This window comes from Rathayibacter sp. VKM Ac-2805 (genome assembly GCF_009834265.1).
GTDB lineage: Bacteria > Actinomycetota > Actinomycetes > Actinomycetales > Microbacteriaceae > Rathayibacter.
The window spans coordinates 1,192,381-1,210,708 of record NZ_CP047185.1; the positions used below are offsets into that span (position 1 = coordinate 1,192,381).

Sequence of the window (18,328 nt, forward strand, 5' to 3'; positions counted from 1 at the left end):
ACCGCGCCGGTTTCGCGGTGAGCGGAGCGGGCGGCCGGGGCTCCCGGCGGGGACGGGCGGGAGTGTCGGACCCGGTGGCTACCGTGGTCGTGTGACCGCTCCCGCGACCCCCGCTCCCTCCACCGCAGCCTCCGTCGGCGAGGCGCTCCCGGGCGAGCCCGCGGTCGTGCTGGACGACTCCCAGCGCGCGGTGCTCGCGCTGCCCGAGGGCCGCAGCGCCGCCGTGCTCGGGGCGCCGGGGACGGGCAAGACCGCGACGGTCGTCGAGCTGGTCGCCGAGCGCGTCCTCGAGCGGGGGTACCCGCCCGAGTCGGTCGTGGTGCTCGCGGCCAGCCGCACCGCCGCCACCGCCCTGCGCGACGTGCTCGCCCTGCGGCTGGGAGTGCCGACCCGGGGCCCGCTCGCCCGGACCGCGACCTCGCTCGCGTTCGAGGCGGTCACCTCCTCCGCCAAGGAGCGCGGCCTCGAGCGGCCGACCCTCCTGACCGGCGGCGAGCAGGACGCCCTCCTCTCGGAGCTCGTCGAGGGCCACCTCGAGGAGGGGACCGGCCCGCGGTGGCCGGAGGAGTTCAGCCCCGAGGTGCTGCGGCTGCGGACCTTCCGGACCGAGCTCCGCGAGTTCGGGATGCGGGCGACCGAGCACGGGCTCGACTCGGACGCGATCCGCGCCCTCGGGGTCGACGCCGAGCGAGGGGAGTGGAGCGCGGCGGCCGACGTGCTCGACGAGCTGCGCGAGGTGGTCGAGTGGATGGCGCCCCAGGCGGGCACCCGCCTGGACGCTGCGGAGTTCGCGGCCTATGCGGCCGAGGCGATCCGCGCGGGCGAGGGCGGCGAGCGGATCGACGCGCTGCGTCTCGTCGTCGTCGACGACCTCCAGGAGGCGAGCGAGTCGACGCTCGTGCTGCTGCGGGCGCTGACGGAGCGCGGGGTGACCGTGATCGCGCTGGGCGATCCGGACGTGGCGACCAGCGCCTACCGCGGCGCGGCCTCCGACACGCTCGGCCGGTTCGCCGCGAGCATCGGCGCGTCCGACGTCGAGACGCTGGTGCTCGCGCGCGTGCACCGCCACTCGGCCGCGCTGCGGGCGGTCGTGTCCGCGGCCACCGAGCGGATCGGCACCGCGGCGGCCGGCCGGCAGCGGGCGGCGGTCGCCGCTCCGGCCCCCGAGGCGGGCCCGGCGCCCGTCCTGGTGCTGCACGCCCCGACGGCGGCGCGGGAGGCGGCGACGGTGGCGCGGCTGCTGCGCGAGCGGCGGCTGCGCGACGGAGTGCCGTGGCGGCGGATGGCGGTCGTCGTCCGCTCCGGAGCCGCGGTCCAGCCGCTGGTGAAGGCGCTCGCGGTGGCGGAGGTGCCGACCCGCTCCGTGCTCGCCGGACGGGCGCTGCGCGACGATCACGCGGCCCGGGCGCTGCTCGTGCTGGTCGGCGTCGCGATCGGCGAGCGGCCCCTCGATGCGGAGCTCGCGGCGGAGCTGCTTCTCGGCCCTTTCGGCGGGGTCGACCGGCTGGGGCTGCGCAGGCTCCGGCTCGCGCTCCGGGCGGAGGAGCTGGCCGGCGGCGGCATCCGCGCGAGCGACCCGCTGCTGGTCGAGGCCCTCGCCGCGCCCGGCCGATTCGCGACCATCGACTCCGCTCCCGCCCGGCAGGCCGAGCGGCTGGCCGTGACGATCGACCGGGTCCGCCGCCTGCACGAGGAGGGGGGCTCGATCGAGGAGCTCCTGTGGTCGGCGTGGGAGTCCAGCCGCGTCGCGTCCTCCTGGCGCGAGCTCGCCCTCGGCACCGGCCTGACCGCCACCGAGGCCAACCGCAACCTCGACGGCGTGGTCGCCCTCTTCAGCGCCGCGCGCCGGTTCGTGGAGCGGGCGACCGGGCACTCCGCGATCGGCTTCGTCACCGAGATCCTCGAGGCGGAGGTCCCCGAGGACACTCTCGCTCCGCGCTCCGTCGAGGACGCGGTCCTCATCGGCACGCCCTCCTCCGTCGTCGGCCTCGAGTTCGACGTCGTGGTGGTGGCGCGGCTGCAGGACGGCGTCTGGCCCAACCTCCGCCAGCGCGGCTCGCTGCTCGATCCGGACGGCCTGCTGCGGCACGCCCGCGGCGAGGGCGGACTGCCGCTCGACGCCCGCAAGGCCACTCTCGACGACGAGCTCCGGATGTTCGTACTGGCCGCCTCGCGCGCTCGACGGCAGCTGGTGCTCAGCGCCGTCGCGGGCGAGGACGAGACGCCCTCCCTCTTCTTCAGGCTCACTCCGCCGGACGCGCCGCGGCTCGATCCGGCCTCCGCGGTGCCGCTCACGCTGCGCGGGGCGGTGGCGGCGCTGCGCCGGACCGCCACCACACCGGACTCGACCGAGGCTCCCGCCGCCATCCGAGGGCTCAGCGCCCTGGCGCTCGCGGAGGTCCCCGGCGCCGACCCCTCCTCCTGGTCGGGGGTGCTCGAGCCCTCGACCACGGAGCCGCTCTTCGACGTCGGCGACCCCGAGCGGCCCGTCTCCGTCTCGCCGAGCCGCCTCGAGGCCTTCGAGCGGTCCCCTCTGGACTGGTTCGTCGACGCCGTCTCCGGCTCCACGACGAGCACGGCGATGGGGGTCGGCACCCTCGTGCACTGGGTCCTCGAGAACGCCGAGCGGCCCGATCCGCAGGAGCTGTGGGCGGCTCTCGAGTCGCGGTGGCCCGAGCTGGTCTTCGAGTCGCCCTGGCTGGGGGAGCGGCAGAAGCGCGTCACACGGCGGCTGATCGACGGCCTCGCGGGCTATCTCGCCGACTTCGAGCGCGGGGGAGGCGTGGTGCTCGGCCGCGAGCAGCAGTTCGAGCTCGACGTCCCGCCCGCCCGGGTGCGGGGCTCGATCGACCGCGTCGAGCGCGCGGCCGACGGCTCCGTCACGATCGTCGATCTCAAGACGGGCCGCAGCACCCCCCGCAAGGACGACATCGCCGAGCACGCGCAGCTGGGCAGCTACCAGCTCGCCGTCGCCGAAGGGGCGATCGAGGCGGCCGACCCGGCCGACGGGGGAGGCGCGAAGCTGCTCTTCGTGGCGACGGGCGTGCGCGGGAAGCCGTACCGCGAGGTGGTCCAGGAGCGCTTCGGCGAGGAGGAGCTGGAGCGGCTGCGCGAGCGCGTCCGCGCCGCGGCCCTGGGCATGGCGGCGGCGGGCTTCTCGGGCCTGCTCGACGCGACCCCGTTCTCCCCCGGCGACGCCCTGCGGTACCGCATCCACGCGGTACCCGAGGTCCCGGGGGACGGCCTCCTGGCGATCGACGAGGTCGACGAGTCAGAGGACCTGGAGGACTCCGAGGAGCCGGGTCCCGATGCGCCGGCCGATCCATCCGGCCCCGCCGACCCCGACCCCTCCGCCGTCTCCGAGGAGGAGCTGCCGTGATCGACGCCCTGACCATCGCCGAGCGCCTCGACCTGCGCCCGCCCACCGCCGAGCAGCGCGCCGTCATCGAGGCGCCGCTCGAGCCTGCCCTGGTGGTCGCCGGTGCCGGCAGCGGCAAGACCGAGACGATGGCGAACCGCGTCCTCTGGCTCCTCGCGAACGGCCACGCGGCGCCGTCGGAGGTGCTCGGCCTCACCTTCACCCGCAAGGCGGCGGCCGAGCTCGGCGAGCGCATCGGGCGGAGGATCGACCAGCTCGGCGCGGCGGGCCTGCTCCCGCTCGCGCCCGGGCAGTCGGCGCCCGACCCGTTCGAGGCCGCCACCGTCTCGACCTACAACGCCTTCGCGAACACGATCTTCCGCGACAACGCGGCCCTGATCGGCCGCGAGGGGGACGCGACCGTGCTCTCCGAGGCCTCCGCCTGGCATCTCGCGCGGGGAGTCGTGGCCGACACGGCCGATCCGCGCATCCTCGAGGTGGAGGCGGGGATCGACCGGCTGACCGACCTCGTCGTCTCGCTCGCGCACGACCTCGCCGACAACCTCGCCGATCCGGCCGCGGTCGCCGCGTTCGCCGAGGACTTCCTCCGCCTGGGCGAGCTGCCGCGCGGAGGCAGCGGCTCGGGGCTCTACCGCGAGCTCGAGAAGGCGCTGCAGGCCGTGGGCGCGCTGCCGGTGCTGACGGCGCTCGCCGAGCGGTTCCAGGAGGCGAAGGCCGAGCGCGGCTTCGTCGAGTTCTCGGACCAGGTGGCCCTCGCGCTGCGGATCGTCGACAGGGTGCCGCGGATCGTGGACGAGCACCGCGCGAGGTACCGGGTGGTGCTCCTCGACGAGTACCAGGACACCTCCGTGCTGCAGACCCGCCTCCTCTCGCGGCTCTTCGCAGGGCAGGGAGTGATGGCGGTGGGCGACCCGCACCAGTCGATCTACGGCTGGCGCGGTGCGAGCGCCGAGGGGCTCGGCCGCTTCGGCACCGATTTCGGGGGAGCGGGCCGCTTCTCCCTCAGCACGAGCTGGCGCAACGGCCGCCGCGTGCTGACCGCCGCGAACGCGATCGTGGAGCCGCTGTCGGCGGGCAGCGCGGTCGCGGTCGACACGCTGAGCGCGGGTCCTCAGGCCTCCGAGCACCCGGTCGAGCTCACCTTCCCCGAGACGATCGAGGAGGAGGCGGACGACGTCGCCGCCTGGTTCGCCGGGCGCCTGCGCGAGAACGCCGAGCCGCCGTCGGCCGCGGTGCTCTTCCGGGTGCGCGCGCACATGGACCGCTTCGCCGCCGCGCTGGCGAAGCACGGCGTCCGGTACCACATCCTCGGCATCGGGGGCCTGCTGCGGCAGCCCGAGATCGCCGACCTCGTCGCCGCGCTCACCGTGGTCGAGGACCCGGCCGCCGGCAGCGAGCTCGTGCGCCTCCTGGCCGGCGCCCGCTGGCGTCTGGGCGTCCGCGACCTCAAGGCGCTGCGCGACCTCGCCTCGTGGCTCGCGGCGCGCGACCACGCGCACCGGCTGCTCCCGGAGGAGGTGCGCGAGCGGATGCGCGCGTCCGTCACCGAGGGCGAGGGCGGCTCGATCGTCGAGGCCCTCGACTTCATCGCGGCGCGCCGCCCCGGCGACGACGGGCGGATCGACCACTCCGCGCTCGGCGGGTTCAGCGCCGAGGGCCTGCGGCGCCTGCACGAGGCGGGCACCCTGTTCGCCCGGCTGCGCGCCCGGGCCGGGCTCGACCTCCTCGACTTCGTCACCCTGGTCGAGCAGGAGCTGGGCCTGGACATCGAGGTCGAGGCGAACGAGTCGCGCGGGGACGGCCGCGCCAACCTCGAGGCCTTCCGGGAGGCGGTGGCCGGGTACCTGCAGACGGACGACCGCGGCGCCGGCACCGGCTCCTCCCTCCGCGGATTCCTCCGCTGGCTCGTCCTCGCGGACAAGCGCGACGGCCTGGCCCCGCGACCGGAGGACCCGGAACCGGGGACGGTGCAGCTGCTGACGATCCACGGCTCCAAGGGTCTGGAGTGGGACCTCGTCGCCGTCCCGCGGATGGTCGACGGCGAGCTCCCCGGCACGCCGGTCGAGGGCTTCCGCGGGTGGGTCAGACTGGGTGCGATGCCCTACGCGTTCCGCGGCGACGCCGCCGAGCTCCCCGATCTCGCCTGGCGCGGCTGCAGCACGCAGAAGGAGGTCGTCGACGCGATCGGAGCGTTCGGCGACACCCTCCGCGAGCGCAACGAGGCGGAGGAGCGGCGTCTCGCCTACGTGGCCGTCACGCGGGCGCGTCACCACCTCCTGCTGAGCGGCTCGTGGTGGGCCGGCCAGGCCAAGCCGCGCGGACCGGGCGTCTTCCTCCGCGACCTCGAGGAGGCCGGCACGATCCCGCCGCTGCCGACCGAGCCCGCGAACGAGGAGAACCCGCTCGAGCGGGCCCCGCGCACGTTCCGCTGGCCCCACGATCCGCTCGGCTCCCGCGGCGACCGGGTCCGCGCCGCCGCCGCCCGGGTCCGCAGCGCCGAGCCCGCTCTGCTCGGAGCGCGCGGCGACGACATCCGCCTGCTGCTCGCCGAGCGGGCGGTGCGGCTGGCCGGGGGCGAGCGCACGCCGCTGCCCACCCGCATCCCCGCCTCCCGGTTCAAGGACATCGTCAGCACGCCGGACGAGGTCGCGGCGCAGCTGCGCCGGCCGATGCCGGAGCGCCCCTATCGGCAGACCCGGCTCGGCACGACCTTCCACTCCTGGGTCGAGAACCGCTTCGGCGTCCAGGGCGGGGCGGAGGCGGTCGACACCTTCCCCGACGAGCTCGACGACGCCGGCCCCGCGTCCGTCGAGCAGGAGCGGCTCGACGCCCTGATCGCCACGTTCGAGCGCTCGGAGTGGGCCGACCGGCGCCCGGAGGCGGTCGAGATCGAGATCCACCTCCAGCTCGCCGGCCACGTCGTCGTCTGCAAGCTCGACGCGGTGTACCCGACGGAGGACGGCGTGCAGATCGTCGACTGGAAGACCGGGCGAGCGCCGAAGGACGCTGCCGACCTCGAGCTCAAGCAGTTCCAGCTCGCGCTGTACCGGCTCGCCTACTCGCGCTGGCGGGGGGTGCCGCTCGAGAGCGTCGACGCCGTGTTCTACTTCGTCGCCGACGACCTCGTGCTGCGGCCCGAGCGGTTCTACTCCGAGCGCGAGCTCGCGGAGTCGCTCTCCTCGGCGACGGGAGCGAGCCCGCGGCCGTGAGCGGAGGAGCTCGTGCGGGCTCCCGGCGTGCGGTTGAGCAGCTCCTCGACCTCCGAGACCTCCAGCACCGGGCCGGTGTCGGTCGAGAGGGGCGCGGAGAGGTCGCCGAGCACGCTGTCGACCAGCGTGTCGAGCATGGCGACCGCGTCGTCCACGATGGCGGAGTCGTCGGTCTCGGTGCCGTGCAGCAGCCAGCGGGCGAGCTCGAGCTCGGCGTAGAGCTGGGCGCGCTGGCGGATCGTGCGGTCCACTGCTCCCGCGCGCATCCGGGAGTAGGCGGAGAGCGCCGTCTCCGAGCCCGGGGCGCTCAGCAGCCAGTGCAGGTCGCGCGCCGGGTCGCCGACCCGCAGCGCCGCCCAGCCGAGCACGGCCGCGACGACGTCGCCCGAGCGGAGGAAGGAGTCGGCGGTCATCGAGCCGTTCACCACGGTCGGGTCGAACTGCCAGAGCGCCTCGTCGGAGGAGGCCGACTCCCAGCGCGCGACGAGCGCCGCCGGGACGTGGCCGGTGTCGGCCGCGCGCTCGATCACCGCGACCGTCTCGTTCACGCTGTCGCGCGCGGTCGCGATCGGCAGGCCCGCCTCCTGGACGAACGACACCGGGAGCGAGTGGATCGCCCCGATGGCCCGGCCGATCGAGTCCGCGAGCCCGCTCTGCGCGGCCACGTCGTCGATGAGGACGCGATCTCCCTCGAGGTACTCGTAGACGACCGCGCGGGTGCCGTCGAACGGCGTCTGCCCGACGCTCTCCTGCAGATCGAAGGGCAGGCGGCTGCGGATGCCGGCGGTCAGCGCTCGGAGCGCGACGAGGTCGCCGAGCTGCTCCTGCTCCGCGAGCGCGGACGTGGGAACGCGCACGACGAGGCGGGCGCTCTCGCGCGTCGTCAGCAGGGCGGAGTCGAAGTCGCCGTGCGTCGAGGACGTGAAGGGGCGCGCGGAGCGGACGTCGAGGCCCTCGACGGCCGAGGTGGCCAGCGCGGCTAGAGTGAGATGGGATCTGGCCATGGTTTCCAGGGTAGGCGGCTCGTGCCCGGCCGGCCCGCCGCCACGCGCTGTCCCGCCGATGCCGTCGAAGGCCCGCGACAGCGGTCCTCGCGGCCCCCGTCACGAAATGAGCCCCGGATGTCACTGCCCTTCGCCGATCGCCTCCCGCTCTCGCGACAGGCGGCCGACCGCGACGGCGTCGGACGCTCACGGCCCGCGCTCTTCGACGAGCTGCTCGCCGATCCCGCCACCCGCGTGCTCGTCCTGCACCACGACCGGACTCTGGTCGAGGCCGACCGCCTCCTCCTGCGCCGCCCCGAGGACGTGACCGCCGGAACCCTCCGGATCTACCTCGGCCGCACGCTCGCCGAGGCCCCCGGCGAGCCGGTCGGAACCCCCGTCATCGCGACCGTCCTCACCGACGCGGCCGCCGCCGAGCTCGAGCCCGACGAGGAGCGGTGGAGCGGCCTGCGCCCGATCGCCGAGCGCCTGAGCGACCGCGACGCGGGCCTGTTCACCGAGGCTCTCGCCATCGCGAACTGGCACGCCTCGCACGGCTACTCGCCCCGCAACGGCGACCCGACCGTCGTCGAGCAGGGCGGCTGGGTCCGCCGCTCGCCCACCGACGGCAGCCAGGTCTTCCCGCGCACGGATCCGGCGATCATCGTCTGCGTCCTCGACGCGGACGACCGCCTCCTCCTCGGCTCGAACGCGATGTGGGGCACCGGCCGCTTCTCCCTGCTCGCCGGCTTCGTCGAGCCGGGCGAGTCGCTCGAGGCCGCCGTGATCCGCGAGATCGGCGAGGAGTCGGGCATGCGCGTCGTCGACCCGCAGTACCTCGGCTCGCAGCCCTGGCCCTTCCCCGCCTCCCTCATGGTCGGCTTCACCGCCCGCCTCGCCGAGGACCAGTCCCCGGAGGATCTGCTCCCGGACGGCGAGGAGATCGTCGAGCTGCGCTGGTTCACCCGGCAGCAGCTGCACGACTCGCTCGAGTCCGTGCTGCTGCCCGGCCGCTCGTCGATCGCCCGCGCGATGATCGAGGACTGGTACGGAGGCGAGCTGGAGAACGGCCCGATCGCGTGACCCTGCTCGACGGACTCGACGAGGGGCAGCGCGAGGCGGCGGAGGCGCTGCTGGGGCCGGTCTGCGTCCTCGCGGGAGCGGGCACGGGCAAGACCCGGACGATCACGCACCGCATCGCGCACGGAGTGGCGACCGGCGTCTACACGCCCGGTCGCGTCATGGCCCTGACCTTCACCAGCCGCGCCGCGGCCGAGCTGCGCTCGCGCCTGCGGGTGCTCGGCGCCGGGGGCGTCCAGGCCCGCACGTTCCACGCAGCGGCTCTCTCGCAGCTCGGCTACTTCTGGCCGCAGCTGGTGGGGGGCACGATGCCCCAGCTGCTCGACGGCAAGGCCCGCCTGCTCGGGCACGCGGCCGAGCGGCTCCGCCTGAAGCTCGACACGGCGACGCTCCGCGACCTCTCGGCCGAGATCGAGTGGCGGAAGGTGTCCGCCCTCTCCCTCGAGCAGTACGCCGTCGCCGCCCGCACGCGCCCCCTGCCCGGACGGCTCACCCTGGAGCAGACGGTCGCGCTCGTGGACGAGTACGAGGGGCTGAAGGACCAGCGCCGCCAGATCGACTTCGAGGACGTCCTGCTCGTGACCGCCGGGATGCTCGAGTCCGAGCCCGCGATGGCGATGCAGGTGCGCGAGCAGTACCGCTTCTTCGTCGTCGACGAGTACCAGGACGTCTCGCCGCTGCAGCAGCGGCTCCTGGAGCTCTGGCTCGGCGACCGGAGCGACCTCTGCGTCGTCGGCGACGCCAGCCAGACCATTTACTCCTTCGCGGGTGCGCGGGCCGACTACCTCCTCGACTTCCCGTCCCGCTGGCCGGCCGCCACCGTGGTGCGCCTGGAGGAGAACTACCGCTCGGCCGTGCCGATCGTGCAGACCGCGAACCGCCTCATGCGGGGCAGGCCCGGCGCCCTCTCGCTCCACGCCGTCGCCGCCGCCGAGGCGCCAGAGCCCGCGATCGACGCCTACCCGGACGACATCGCGGAGGCGCGCGGGATCGCGGCGCGGGTCGCGGCCGACATCGAGGCGGGGGTGCGCCCCTCCGACATCGCGGTCCTCTTCCGCACCAACAGCCAGTCGGCGGTCATCGAGCACGCCCTGCACGAGCGGGGAGTGAGCGCGCACATGCGCGGCGGCAAGCGCTTCTTCGACCTCCCCGAGGTCAAGCAGGCCGTGATGCAGCTGCGCGCGGCGTCCGTGTCGATCAGCGGCGAGCCGCTGTTCAAGTCGGTGAGCGACGTCCTCCGCTCGCTCGGCTGGAGCGCCGAGCCCCCGTCGGCGCCCGGTGCGGTGCGCGACCGGTGGGAGTCGCTGGACACGCTGGCCCGCCTCGTCGACGAGGCCCCTGCCGGATGGACCTTCCGCCAGTTCACCGACGACCTGATCGCACGCCAGCAGGTGCACCACGAGCCGGACCGCGGCGCGGTCACCCTCGCCACGCTGCACTCGGCGAAGGGCCTCGAGTGGGAGTCGGTGCACCTGATGGGGCTCGCCGAGGGCCTGCTGCCGATCTCGTACGCCGCCGGCCTCGAGGCGATCGACGAGGAGCGGCGCCTCCTCTACGTCGGCATCACCCGGGCCCGCCGGCGCCTGCGCCTCTCGTGGGCGCGCTCGACGGTCGGCCGCGTCACGCGGAGGGAGCCGTCGCGCTTCCTCGAAGAGCTCGGCACGCGCACTCGGGGTGCGGCTCCCGCTCCCGCACGGTGAACGCTCCGGAGGCGTCGCTGTAGACCCGCTCGGCCGCGCGGAGCCCTCGCCAGCCCGCGAGGAGCCGCCGCAGCACGGCGTCGGCGGCCGCCACGGCGATCGCCGCGCTCGCGAGCGGCGTGCGGGTGGGGGCTGAGCGGCCGAGCACCTGGATCACGAGGCGCGCGCGATCCGGGTCGAGGTCCATCCGGTCCCGCTCGGCGCAGTGCAGGCACGGTCCGGACCCCGGCTCCACCAGGGGTCCGAGGCGCACCGATTCGTCGCCGAACACCACCGCCAGGTGCGGCACATCGGCCGCGAGCCAGTGCGCGGCGCGGGCGGGGGCGACCGCGAAGTCGGCGATCAGCACGGCGAGGTCCGGCGTCCCGTCGTCGGCGAGCAGCGAGCAGCCCTCGCTCCGGAGCAGCGTGCGCAGTGCGTCCGGTGCCGCGCCCGTCCCCTCGACGACGACCCGCGGTGCGGGGGGAGGGCCGGGCTCGACGCTGCGCAGCAGGACCGGCCGGAGCGCCTCGAGCACCTCGTCGACCCGCGCCTCGCTCGCTCCGGCGCGCGCCGCGATCAGGCGGACGGTGCCGGCGCTGGTGCCCACGCGGAGGGCGTCGAGCAGCAGCTCCTCCGGGTAGCCGATGCCGTCCAGCACCGCGTGCGGCCGGTCGAGGCCGAGCTGCACCGCGGTCGCGGAGCGCCAGAGCAGGGGAAGTCGAGGATCGAGCCGGAGCACCATCCGGCGATCATGGCCGAGACCGGCCCGGCGCCGCGCGAGTTGTCCACAGGCGGGCGCCGGACGGGGGGGGGTCAGACGGGGCGGTCGCCCGTGGGGGAGGAGCCGCGGTCGTCGTCGTCCGGCGAGCCGGCGTCGTCGGTCGTGTCCGGAGCGTCTCCGGAGGCGCCGTCGCCCTCGCGCGGCATCGTGCCGTTCAGCAGGTCCTCCAGCGCGCGGTCCATCTCGTCGGGCTCCGGGGTCTCGCCGCGGGCCTCGGCCGTGAGCCGGGCGACGAGCGCGCTCGGGTCGTCCAGGTCCTCTGAGCCGGGGAGCAGGTCGGGGTGCGACCAGAGGGAGTCGCGGGCCTCGGGCCCGACGGCGTCGGTCACGGCCTGCCACATCGCGGCGGCCTCGCGGAGGCGGCGCGGGCGCAGCTCCAGGCCGACGAGGGTCGCGAAGGCGGATTCGGCCGGCCCGCCGGAGGCGCGGCGGCGGCGGACCGTCTCGGCGATCGCCCCGGCGCTGGGCAGGCGGGTGGTCGCCGCCGCGGTGACGACGTCGACCCACCCCTCGATGAGGGCGAGGACGGTCTCGAGGCGGCCGTGCGCGGCGAGCTGCTCCTCCGTCTTCGGCGGGATGAGCGCGCCGGAGGTCATCGCGTCGCGGAGCTCCTCGGGGTTCGACGGGTCGAAGCCCTCGGCCAGCTCCTCGAGGCGGGTGGTGTCGATGCTGATCCCGCGCGCGAAGTCGGTGATCTGCGAGATGAGGGCGAGACGGAGCCACTTGCCGTGCCGGAAGAGGCGGGCGTGCGCGAGCTCGCGGACCGCCAGGTACAGCTGCACCTGGTCTAGCGGGATGTCGAGGCCCTCGCCGAACGCGGCGACGTTCTGCGGCAGGATCGCCGCGTCGTTCTCCTCCAGCAGCGGGATGCCGATGTCGCCGCCCGAGACGACCTCGGCGGCGAGCTGCCCGACGACCTGGCCCAGCTGCAGGGCGAACAGGGTGCCGCCGATCCCGCGCATCATGCCCTCGGCACCGGCGATCATCGCCTGCATCTCCTCCGGGGCCTGCTCGCGGAGCACGCGGGTCAGCGCGTCCGAGATGCTCAGCGCCACCGGCTCGGCGAGCTGGGTCCAGACCGGCATCGTCAGGGAGATCCACTCGAGGCGGCTGATCGAGCGCGGCGTGCGGCTCAGCTCGGAGACGTACGCGACCTCGTCGAGCCAGAGCGCGGCGACGCCGAAGGCCGCGTCGATCGGAGCCCGCACGGCGTCGGACACCGGCGCGGACTCGGCGCGCGCGAGCTGCTTCGCCTGCTCGAGCGAGAGCGTCCAGTCGACGCCGCCGTCGCCGTTCTGCTGCATCGCGCTCTGCAGCTGCGAGAGCAGGTTCTGCAGGGCCACCGGGTCGTTCGGCAGTCCCGCCGCTCCGGCGAGCTGCGAGGGGTCGACCGGGCCGTTCCCCGAGAGGAACTGCCGCAGCATCTCCCGGAACTCGTCCTCGGAGCCGCCGCCCGCTCGGTCCGCACTGTCGCCATCGGCCATCGGGATCAGCCCTCCGTCGCTCACGTGAATCCGGTCGCCGCACCGCCTCCGCGGCCCTGCACAGGGCGCCGGTTCCGGCGCGACTCCCAGTCGTGCAAGCTACGTTAGCCCGAGCGCCCGGGGCCTCGGCGTGCAGAGCACCGCTCGGGCCCAGCCCGCTTCCGCCCGCCGCGAACATCCCGGCGGAGCCGCTCCACCCGTTGCCAGAAAGGCCCCCGTGTCGCTGTTCTCCGACGACCCGCGCCCCTCCTCCTCCCCGCGCCGCCCGTGGGTCGGACCGGTCGTCCTCCTCTCGGGTGTCGCCGTCGTGGTCGGTCTGGGCGTCGCGCCCGCCCCCTACGTGATCGAGCAGCCCGGCCCCGTGTTCGACACCCTGGGCAGCAGCAAGGACGTGCCCCTCATCTCGATCCCGGACCGCACCACCTATCCCACGGCCGGCACGCTCGACATGCTCACCGTGTCGGTCGTCGGCAACCCGCAGAGCCTGCCCACCTGGGTCGAGGTCGCGAGCGCCTGGTTCGACAGGACCAAGGCGGTCGTCCCGGTCGACGCGATCTTCCCTCCCTCCTCCACGGTCGAGGAGCGCGACGAGGCGAACCAGGCCGAGATGACCGACTCCCAGCAGGAGGCGATCGCCGCCGCGCTCACCGAGCTCGGCTACCCCGTCGAGCAGCGCGTCTCGGTCGTGCAGGTGCCCGAGGGCTCCCCGGCCGAGGGCGTCCTGGAGGCGGGGGACGAGATCCTCGCGGTCGCGGGCACCCCTGTCGCCGACGCGACCGCCCTGCGCGCGACCCTGCAGACCCTCGGCACCGGCTCCCCGGTGCAGGTCAGCATCGAGCGCGAGGGCGTCCGGCAGGAGGTGGAGGTCACGCCGCGCGACTCGAACGGCGCCGCCGTCATCGGCGTCCTCCCCGGAGCGGCCTTCGACTTCCCGTTCGAGGTCGACATCCAGCTGGACGACGTGGGCGGGCCGAGCGCGGGCATGATGTTCGCCCTCGGGATCATCGACAAGCTCACCGAGGGCGAGCTCAACGGCGGGCGGAGCGTCGCCGGGACCGGCACGATCGACGCGGCCGGCGAGGTCGGCGCCATCGGCGGGATCCGCCAGAAGCTCTACGGGGCGGACGGCGCCGGAGCCGAGTACTTCCTCGCCCCCGCGACCAACTGCAACGAGGTCGTCGGCCACGTCCCCGACGGGCTCGACGTGCTCGCGGTCTCGACCCTCGACGACGCCCTCGCCGCACTGAAGGGCATCGCCGCGGGCGACACCTCCGGGCTGCCGGACTGCAGCACCGCCGCTCCCCTCGACTGATCCCGCCCGCCGACCCCGGGTCGACGCCCAGGTGAGCCGGACAGCCGTCGCATAGCATGGGTGGCCTCCCCTCACATCTCGACAGCAAGAGGCCCTCACGTGAGTTCCACAGCAACCGAAACCCCGCCGCGGAAGAGACGGAGCGTCCTCGCCGTCACTGTCGTGGTGGTGGCCGTCCTGGTGGTGGCGTTCTTCGTCTTCGCCGGTCTGTACACCGACATCCTCTGGTACGACCAGCTCGGCTTCCTCTCCGTGCTCACGACGCAGTGGGCGGCGGCGGGCGGTCTCTTCGTCATCGGCTTCGTCGCCATGGCGGTGCCGGTGTTCATCAGCCTGATGCTGGCGTACCGCCTCCGGCCGGTCTACGCGAAGCTCAACTCGCAGATCGACCGCTACCAGCAGGTCGTGGAGCCGCTGCGGCGCCTGGCCACCTTCGGGATCCCCGCGGTGCTCGGCCTCTTCGCCGGCGTCTCCTCCGCCACCCGCTGGCAGACGAGCCTCACCTTCTGGAACCGCACGCCCTCGGGCACCACGGATCCGCAGTTCGGCCTCGACACGTCGTTCTACCTCTTCGAGCTGCCCTTCTACCAGAGCATCGTCGGCTTCGCGTCGGCGGTCCTGCTGATCTCGGCGTTCGCGACCCTCGCCACCGGCTACCTCTACGGAGCGATCCGGGTGAACGGCCGCGAGATCCGCATCTCGAAGGCCTCGCGCATCCAGCTGGCGGTCATCGCCGCCCTCTACCTCGCCGTGCAGGCGGTCAGCCTCTGGCTCGACCAGTACGCGACGCTCGCGCAGCAGGGGCCCCGCATCACCGGCGCCACCTACTCCACCGTCAACGCGACGATCCCGGGCCTGCAGATCCTGGCCGGCATCGCGGCGCTGGTCGCGATCCTCTTCGTCGTCACCGCCTTCATCGGCCGCTGGCGCTTCCCGGTCATCGGCACCGCGCTGCTGATCGTGTCGAGCCTGCTCGTCGGCTCCCTCTACCCGTGGATCGTGCAGAAGTTCCAGGTCGAGCCCAACGAGCGCACGCTCGAGCAGCCCTTCATCCAGAACAACATCGACATGACGCGCCAGGCCTACGGTGTCAGCGACGTCGACGTCATCCCCTACGACGCGACCACCGACGCGGAGCCGGGCGCCCTGCGCTCGGACGCCGAGACCACCGCGAACATCCGCATCCTCGACCCCGCCGTCGTCACCGACGCGTTCTCGCAGCTGCAGCAGTTCCGCCAGTACTACAAGTTCGGCGACACGCAGAACGCGCTCGACGTCGACCGCTACTCCATCGACGGATCGACGCAGGACGCCGTGGTCGGCGTCCGCGAGCTGAACCTCAACGGCCTCGGCACCAACCAGACCTGGTACAACCAGACGCTGGTCTACACCCACGGCTACGGCCTGGTCGCCGCGTACGGCAACCAGCGATCGGCCGACGGCGAGCCGGTGTTCATCGAGTCCGGCGTCCCGACGACGGGCGACCTCGGCGACTACGAGCCGCGGATCTACTTCGGCGAGAACTCCCCGCCGTACTCGATCGTGGGCGGCAACGACTCGCGCGACATCGAGCTCGACTACCCCTCGGGCACCGACGGCGCGCAGCAGACCTACACGACCTTCGACGGCGAGGGCGGCCCCGCTCTCGACAACGTCTTCAAGAAGCTCGTCTACGCGATCAAGTTCCAGTCCGAGCAGATCTTCCTCTCGGACGGCGTGAACGACGACTCGCAGATCCTCTACGACCGCGATCCCGTGCAGCGCGTCCAGAAGGTCGCGCCGTACCTCAAGCTCGACTCCGACGCCTACCCGACCGTCGTCGACGGCCGCGTGAAGTGGGTCGTCGACGGGTACACCACCTCGGCCGACTACCCGTACTCGGAGGTGCAGAGCCTCTCGCAGGCGATCGCCGACACGAACACGCAGCAGCAGTTCCCGACCGACGACGTCAACTACATCCGCAACTCGGTGAAGGCGACCGTCGACGCGTACGACGGCAGCGTCACGCTCTACGCGTGGGACACCGAGGACCCGATCCTGCAGACCTGGCAGAAGATCTTCCCGACCACGGTGAAGCCCGTGAGCGACATGTCGGGCGAGCTGCTCAGCCACGTCCGGTACCCGGAGGACCTCTTCAAGGTCCAGCGCGCGGTCCTCGGCACCTACCACGTCACCGACGCGGGCTCCTTCTACTCCCGCGAGGACGCCTGGGCGACGCCGAACGACCCGACGAGCGGAGCCGCGACCACGGCCGCCGCGACCGGCACCAGCCTGCAGCCTCCGTACTACCTGACGCTGCAGACGCCGGATCAGGACGTGCCGTCGTACTCGCTCTACTCGACGTACATCCCGGCGAGCGTCCAGGGCGCGCAGGCCAGCCGCAACGTGCTGACCGGCTACCTCGTGGCCGACTCCGACGCCGGCTCGACGGCGGGCTCCGTGGCCGACGGCTACGGCACGCTCCGCCTGCTCGAGCTGCCGAAGGACGACACGGTGCCCGGCCCCGGCCAGGTGCAGAACGCGTTCACCACCGACCCGACGGTCGCGAACGAGCTGAACATCCTCTCCCGCGGCGACACCACCGTCACGAGGGGCAACCTGCTCACGCTGCCGGTCGGCGGCGGCCTGCTCTACGTCCAGCCGATCTACGTGCGCTCCAACGGAGACACGAGCTTCCCGCTCCTGCAGAAGGTGCTGGTCGCGTTCGGTGACGACATCGCCTTCGAGGACACCCTCGACGCGGCCCTCGACAGCCTCTTCGGCGGCGACTCGGGAGCCGACGCGGGCGACACCGGCACGCCGACGACTCCGGACGCCGGCACCGGCACCTCGGGCGGCGACACCGGAGGCGACGCGGGCGGCACGACCGGCGGCACCGGCTCCACGCCGGCCACGGGCGACCAGACGGCGCTGCAGCAGGCGCTGAACGACGCGCGGGACGCACTCACGGCTCGCGAGAACGCCCTCAAGGCGGGCGACCTCACCGCCTTCGCGGCGGCGGACGAGCAGCTGACCGAGGCGCTCTCGCGGGCGCTGCAGGCCGAGGGCGGCCAGTAGCCCGCATGGTGCAGGTCGACCGCGGCGAGCACCTCCGCTCGGGGGAGTGGCTCGAGCTGAACCGCACGTACTGGGAGGAGCGCACCGGCGAGGGTGCGCTCCACCCGGAGCTCGTCACCGCGGCGCTCCTCGACCCCGGGCCGAGGATCCTCCAGCTCGGCTCGGGCGACGGGCTCGACGCGCTCGAGCTCGCCGAGCGCGGCGCCCGCGTGGTGGGCGTCGACTTCTCGATGCCCGCGGTGCGCCGAGCACGCGCCGCCGCCGCGGACAGGGACCTCGCCGGCTCCGCCCGCTTCGTCTGCGCGAACCTCTACGAGCTGCGGCACATGCTGCCGGAGCCCGACTCGTTCGACGTCGTGCTCTGCAGCGCCGGCGTCGTCTCGTGGCTCCCCGACCTGGAGGAGTGGGCGCGGCTGGTGGAGTGGTTCGTCGCCCCCGGCGGAGCGGTGCTCGTGGCCCCGTCGTCGTCCGCTCCCGTCGGCGCCGACGTCCGCACCTGGTCGCGCACCTCGTCCGAGCTCGCAGCCGCCCTGACGGCGGTCGGGCTGAGCGTGGACGGGAGCGCCGTGCTGCGCGCCGCCAAGCCCGCCTGAGACCGGAGCCCGCTCCCACCGCCGCGTCGATTTGCATCGGCGCCGGAACGCGTGTAACGTCTCTTCTTGTGCCGCGGGGTGGAGCAGTTCGGTAGCTCGCTGGGCTCATAACCCAGAGGTCGTAGGTTCAAATCCTGCCCCCGCAACAAGAAAGCGAAAGCCGGTCCTGAGAAGGGCCGGCTTTCGTCGTTAACACAGGTCGCGGACGTGCTGCCGGCGGCTGACGGTGTTCGGGCCGAGACCTAGTCGCCCTCGATCACGCTCAGCACGTTGCCCGCCGGATCGCGGAACCAGCAGATCGTCGGCCCGTGGCCGCGCATCACTCCGTCCGCATCGGTCGGCAGCGACGGGTCGTCGTAGATCGCCGTGGTGACGCCTGCCGCGTGCAGCTCGGCGACCGCCGCGTCGACGTCCTCCACCGAGAAGTTCAGGATCGTGAACGACGCCGGCTCGTGGTCCGGCTTCGGGTACGCGATCGCGCGGCCTCCGCCCGGCAGCCGGATGTCGAGGATCCCCGTCGCGTTCAGCTCGACCTCGAGCCCGAGCACTCCGCCGTAGAAGGCCCGCGCCGCTTCCACGTCGTCCACGCTGAAGCCGCTGAAGGCCCTCTCGCTCCGGATCATCGCCGTCCTCCGTCCCGCGGCCGCACCGTCGCGCCCGCTCCGCTCCGGACGCTACTCCGGTCGCCCGTCCGCGTCACCGTCGGATCCGCCCGCGGCGCCGCCGACCGCGAGGCGGTCTCGCGAGACCCGCATCCGCGGACCGGCC

The 18,328-nt window shown here is 73.9% G+C and carries 11 protein-coding genes and 1 tRNA gene; 8 read left to right on the top strand and 4 right to left on the bottom strand.

The features are described 5' to 3' along the window. Positions 1–91 precede the first annotated feature (91 nt). The gene (locus tag GSU40_RS05520; RefSeq protein WP_160034016.1) at positions 92–3,379 is read left to right on the top strand and encodes an ATP-dependent DNA helicase; all 3,288 of its coding nucleotides are present in this window, start codon (positions 92–94) and stop codon (positions 3,377–3,379) included. Then, positions 3,376–6,588 carry an ATP-dependent DNA helicase gene (locus GSU40_RS05525; protein ID WP_104283840.1) on the top strand — a complete coding sequence of 1,071 codons (3,213 nt, stop codon included), beginning with the start codon at positions 3,376–3,378 and terminating at the stop codon, positions 6,586–6,588. The genes GSU40_RS05520 and GSU40_RS05525 overlap by 4 nt, the downstream gene beginning before the upstream one ends. Here GSU40_RS05525 and GSU40_RS05530 read toward each other — a convergent pair. Beyond that, positions 6,525–7,592: a phosphotransferase gene (locus GSU40_RS05530; protein ID WP_160034018.1), complete on the bottom strand. Its 1,068-nt coding sequence runs from the start codon at positions 7,590–7,592 to the stop codon at positions 6,525–6,527. The two genes, GSU40_RS05525 and GSU40_RS05530, sit on opposite strands and share 64 nt — an antisense overlap. Before the next feature lie 117 nt (positions 7,593–7,709). On the opposite strand from GSU40_RS05530, the gene nudC reads away from it, so the two are divergent. After that, positions 7,710–8,654: an NAD(+) diphosphatase gene (gene nudC, locus GSU40_RS05535; protein ID WP_104233180.1), complete on the top strand. Its 945-nt coding sequence runs from the start codon at positions 7,710–7,712 to the stop codon at positions 8,652–8,654. Beyond that, positions 8,651–10,351 (top strand): ATP-dependent helicase, encoded by a 1,701-nt coding sequence (locus GSU40_RS05540; RefSeq protein ID WP_104224836.1) that lies wholly within the window; start codon positions 8,651–8,653, stop codon positions 10,349–10,351. The genes nudC and GSU40_RS05540 overlap by 4 nt, the downstream gene beginning before the upstream one ends. Here the strand turns inward: GSU40_RS05540 and GSU40_RS05545 are convergent. Together GSU40_RS05545 and GSU40_RS05550 are read right to left on the bottom strand one after the other, a co-directional pair. Further along, entirely contained in the window at positions 10,272–11,075 is an 804-nt protein-coding gene (locus tag GSU40_RS05545; protein WP_104309458.1) for a hypothetical protein, read from the bottom strand. The genes GSU40_RS05540 and GSU40_RS05545 overlap by 80 nt on opposite strands. A 71-nt stretch (positions 11,076–11,146) precedes the next feature. After that, the gene (locus GSU40_RS05550; RefSeq protein ID WP_160036149.1) at positions 11,147–12,598 is read right to left on the bottom strand and encodes a zinc-dependent metalloprotease; all 1,452 of its coding nucleotides are present in this window, start codon (positions 12,596–12,598) and stop codon (positions 11,147–11,149) included. Between the two features lie 217 nt (positions 12,599–12,815). Here GSU40_RS05550 and GSU40_RS05555 point away from each other — a divergent pair, with 217 nt between their 5' ends. The 4 genes from GSU40_RS05555 to GSU40_RS05570 all read left to right on the top strand — a co-directional run bounded on the left by GSU40_RS05555 (position 12,816) and on the right by GSU40_RS05570 (position 17,706). Continuing rightward, the gene (locus GSU40_RS05555; protein ID WP_160034020.1) at positions 12,816–13,910 is read left to right on the top strand and encodes a PDZ domain-containing protein; all 1,095 of its coding nucleotides are present in this window, start codon (positions 12,816–12,818) and stop codon (positions 13,908–13,910) included. Between the two features lie 99 nt (positions 13,911–14,009). Then, positions 14,010–16,967: a UPF0182 family protein gene (locus tag GSU40_RS05560; RefSeq protein ID WP_181027225.1), complete on the top strand. Its 2,958-nt coding sequence runs from the start codon at positions 14,010–14,012 to the stop codon at positions 16,965–16,967. A 5-nt stretch (positions 16,968–16,972) separates the two neighbouring features. Beyond that, a complete protein-coding gene (locus GSU40_RS05565) occupies positions 16,973–17,560 on the top strand; it encodes a methyltransferase domain-containing protein (RefSeq protein WP_104257275.1) in 588 nt (195 codons plus the stop codon). 72 nt (positions 17,561–17,632) lie between these two features. Then, a tRNA-Met gene (locus tag GSU40_RS05570) sits at positions 17,633–17,706 on the top strand. A gap of 96 nt (positions 17,707–17,802) precedes the next feature. On the opposite strand, the gene GSU40_RS05575 is transcribed toward GSU40_RS05570, so the two are convergent. Next, positions 17,803–18,183 carry a VOC family protein gene (locus GSU40_RS05575; RefSeq protein WP_160034022.1) on the bottom strand — a complete coding sequence of 127 codons (381 nt, stop codon included), beginning with the start codon at positions 18,181–18,183 and terminating at the stop codon, positions 17,803–17,805. Positions 18,184–18,328: the final 145 nt, after the last annotated feature.

What these genes read in the sequence shown, in the direction of transcription:
- GSU40_RS05530 (WP_160034018.1), bottom strand. Translation starts at nt 7,592, where the DNA reads ATGGCCAGATCCCATCTCACTCTAGCCGCGCTGGCCACCTCGGCCGTC.
- GSU40_RS05545 (WP_104309458.1), bottom strand. Translation starts at nt 11,075, where the DNA reads ATGGTGCTCCGGCTCGATCCTCGACTTCCCCTGCTCTGGCGCTCCGCG.
- nudC (WP_104233180.1), top strand. Translation starts at nt 7,710, where the DNA reads ATGTCACTGCCCTTCGCCGATCGCCTCCCGCTCTCGCGACAGGCGGCC.
- GSU40_RS05550 (WP_160036149.1), bottom strand. Translation starts at nt 12,598, where the DNA reads ATGGCCGATGGCGACAGTGCGGACCGAGCGGGCGGCGGCTCCGAGGAC.
- GSU40_RS05575 (WP_160034022.1), bottom strand. Translation starts at nt 18,183, where the DNA reads ATGATCCGGAGCGAGAGGGCCTTCAGCGGCTTCAGCGTGGACGACGTG.
- GSU40_RS05565 (WP_104257275.1), top strand. Translation starts at nt 16,973, where the DNA reads ATGGTGCAGGTCGACCGCGGCGAGCACCTCCGCTCGGGGGAGTGGCTC.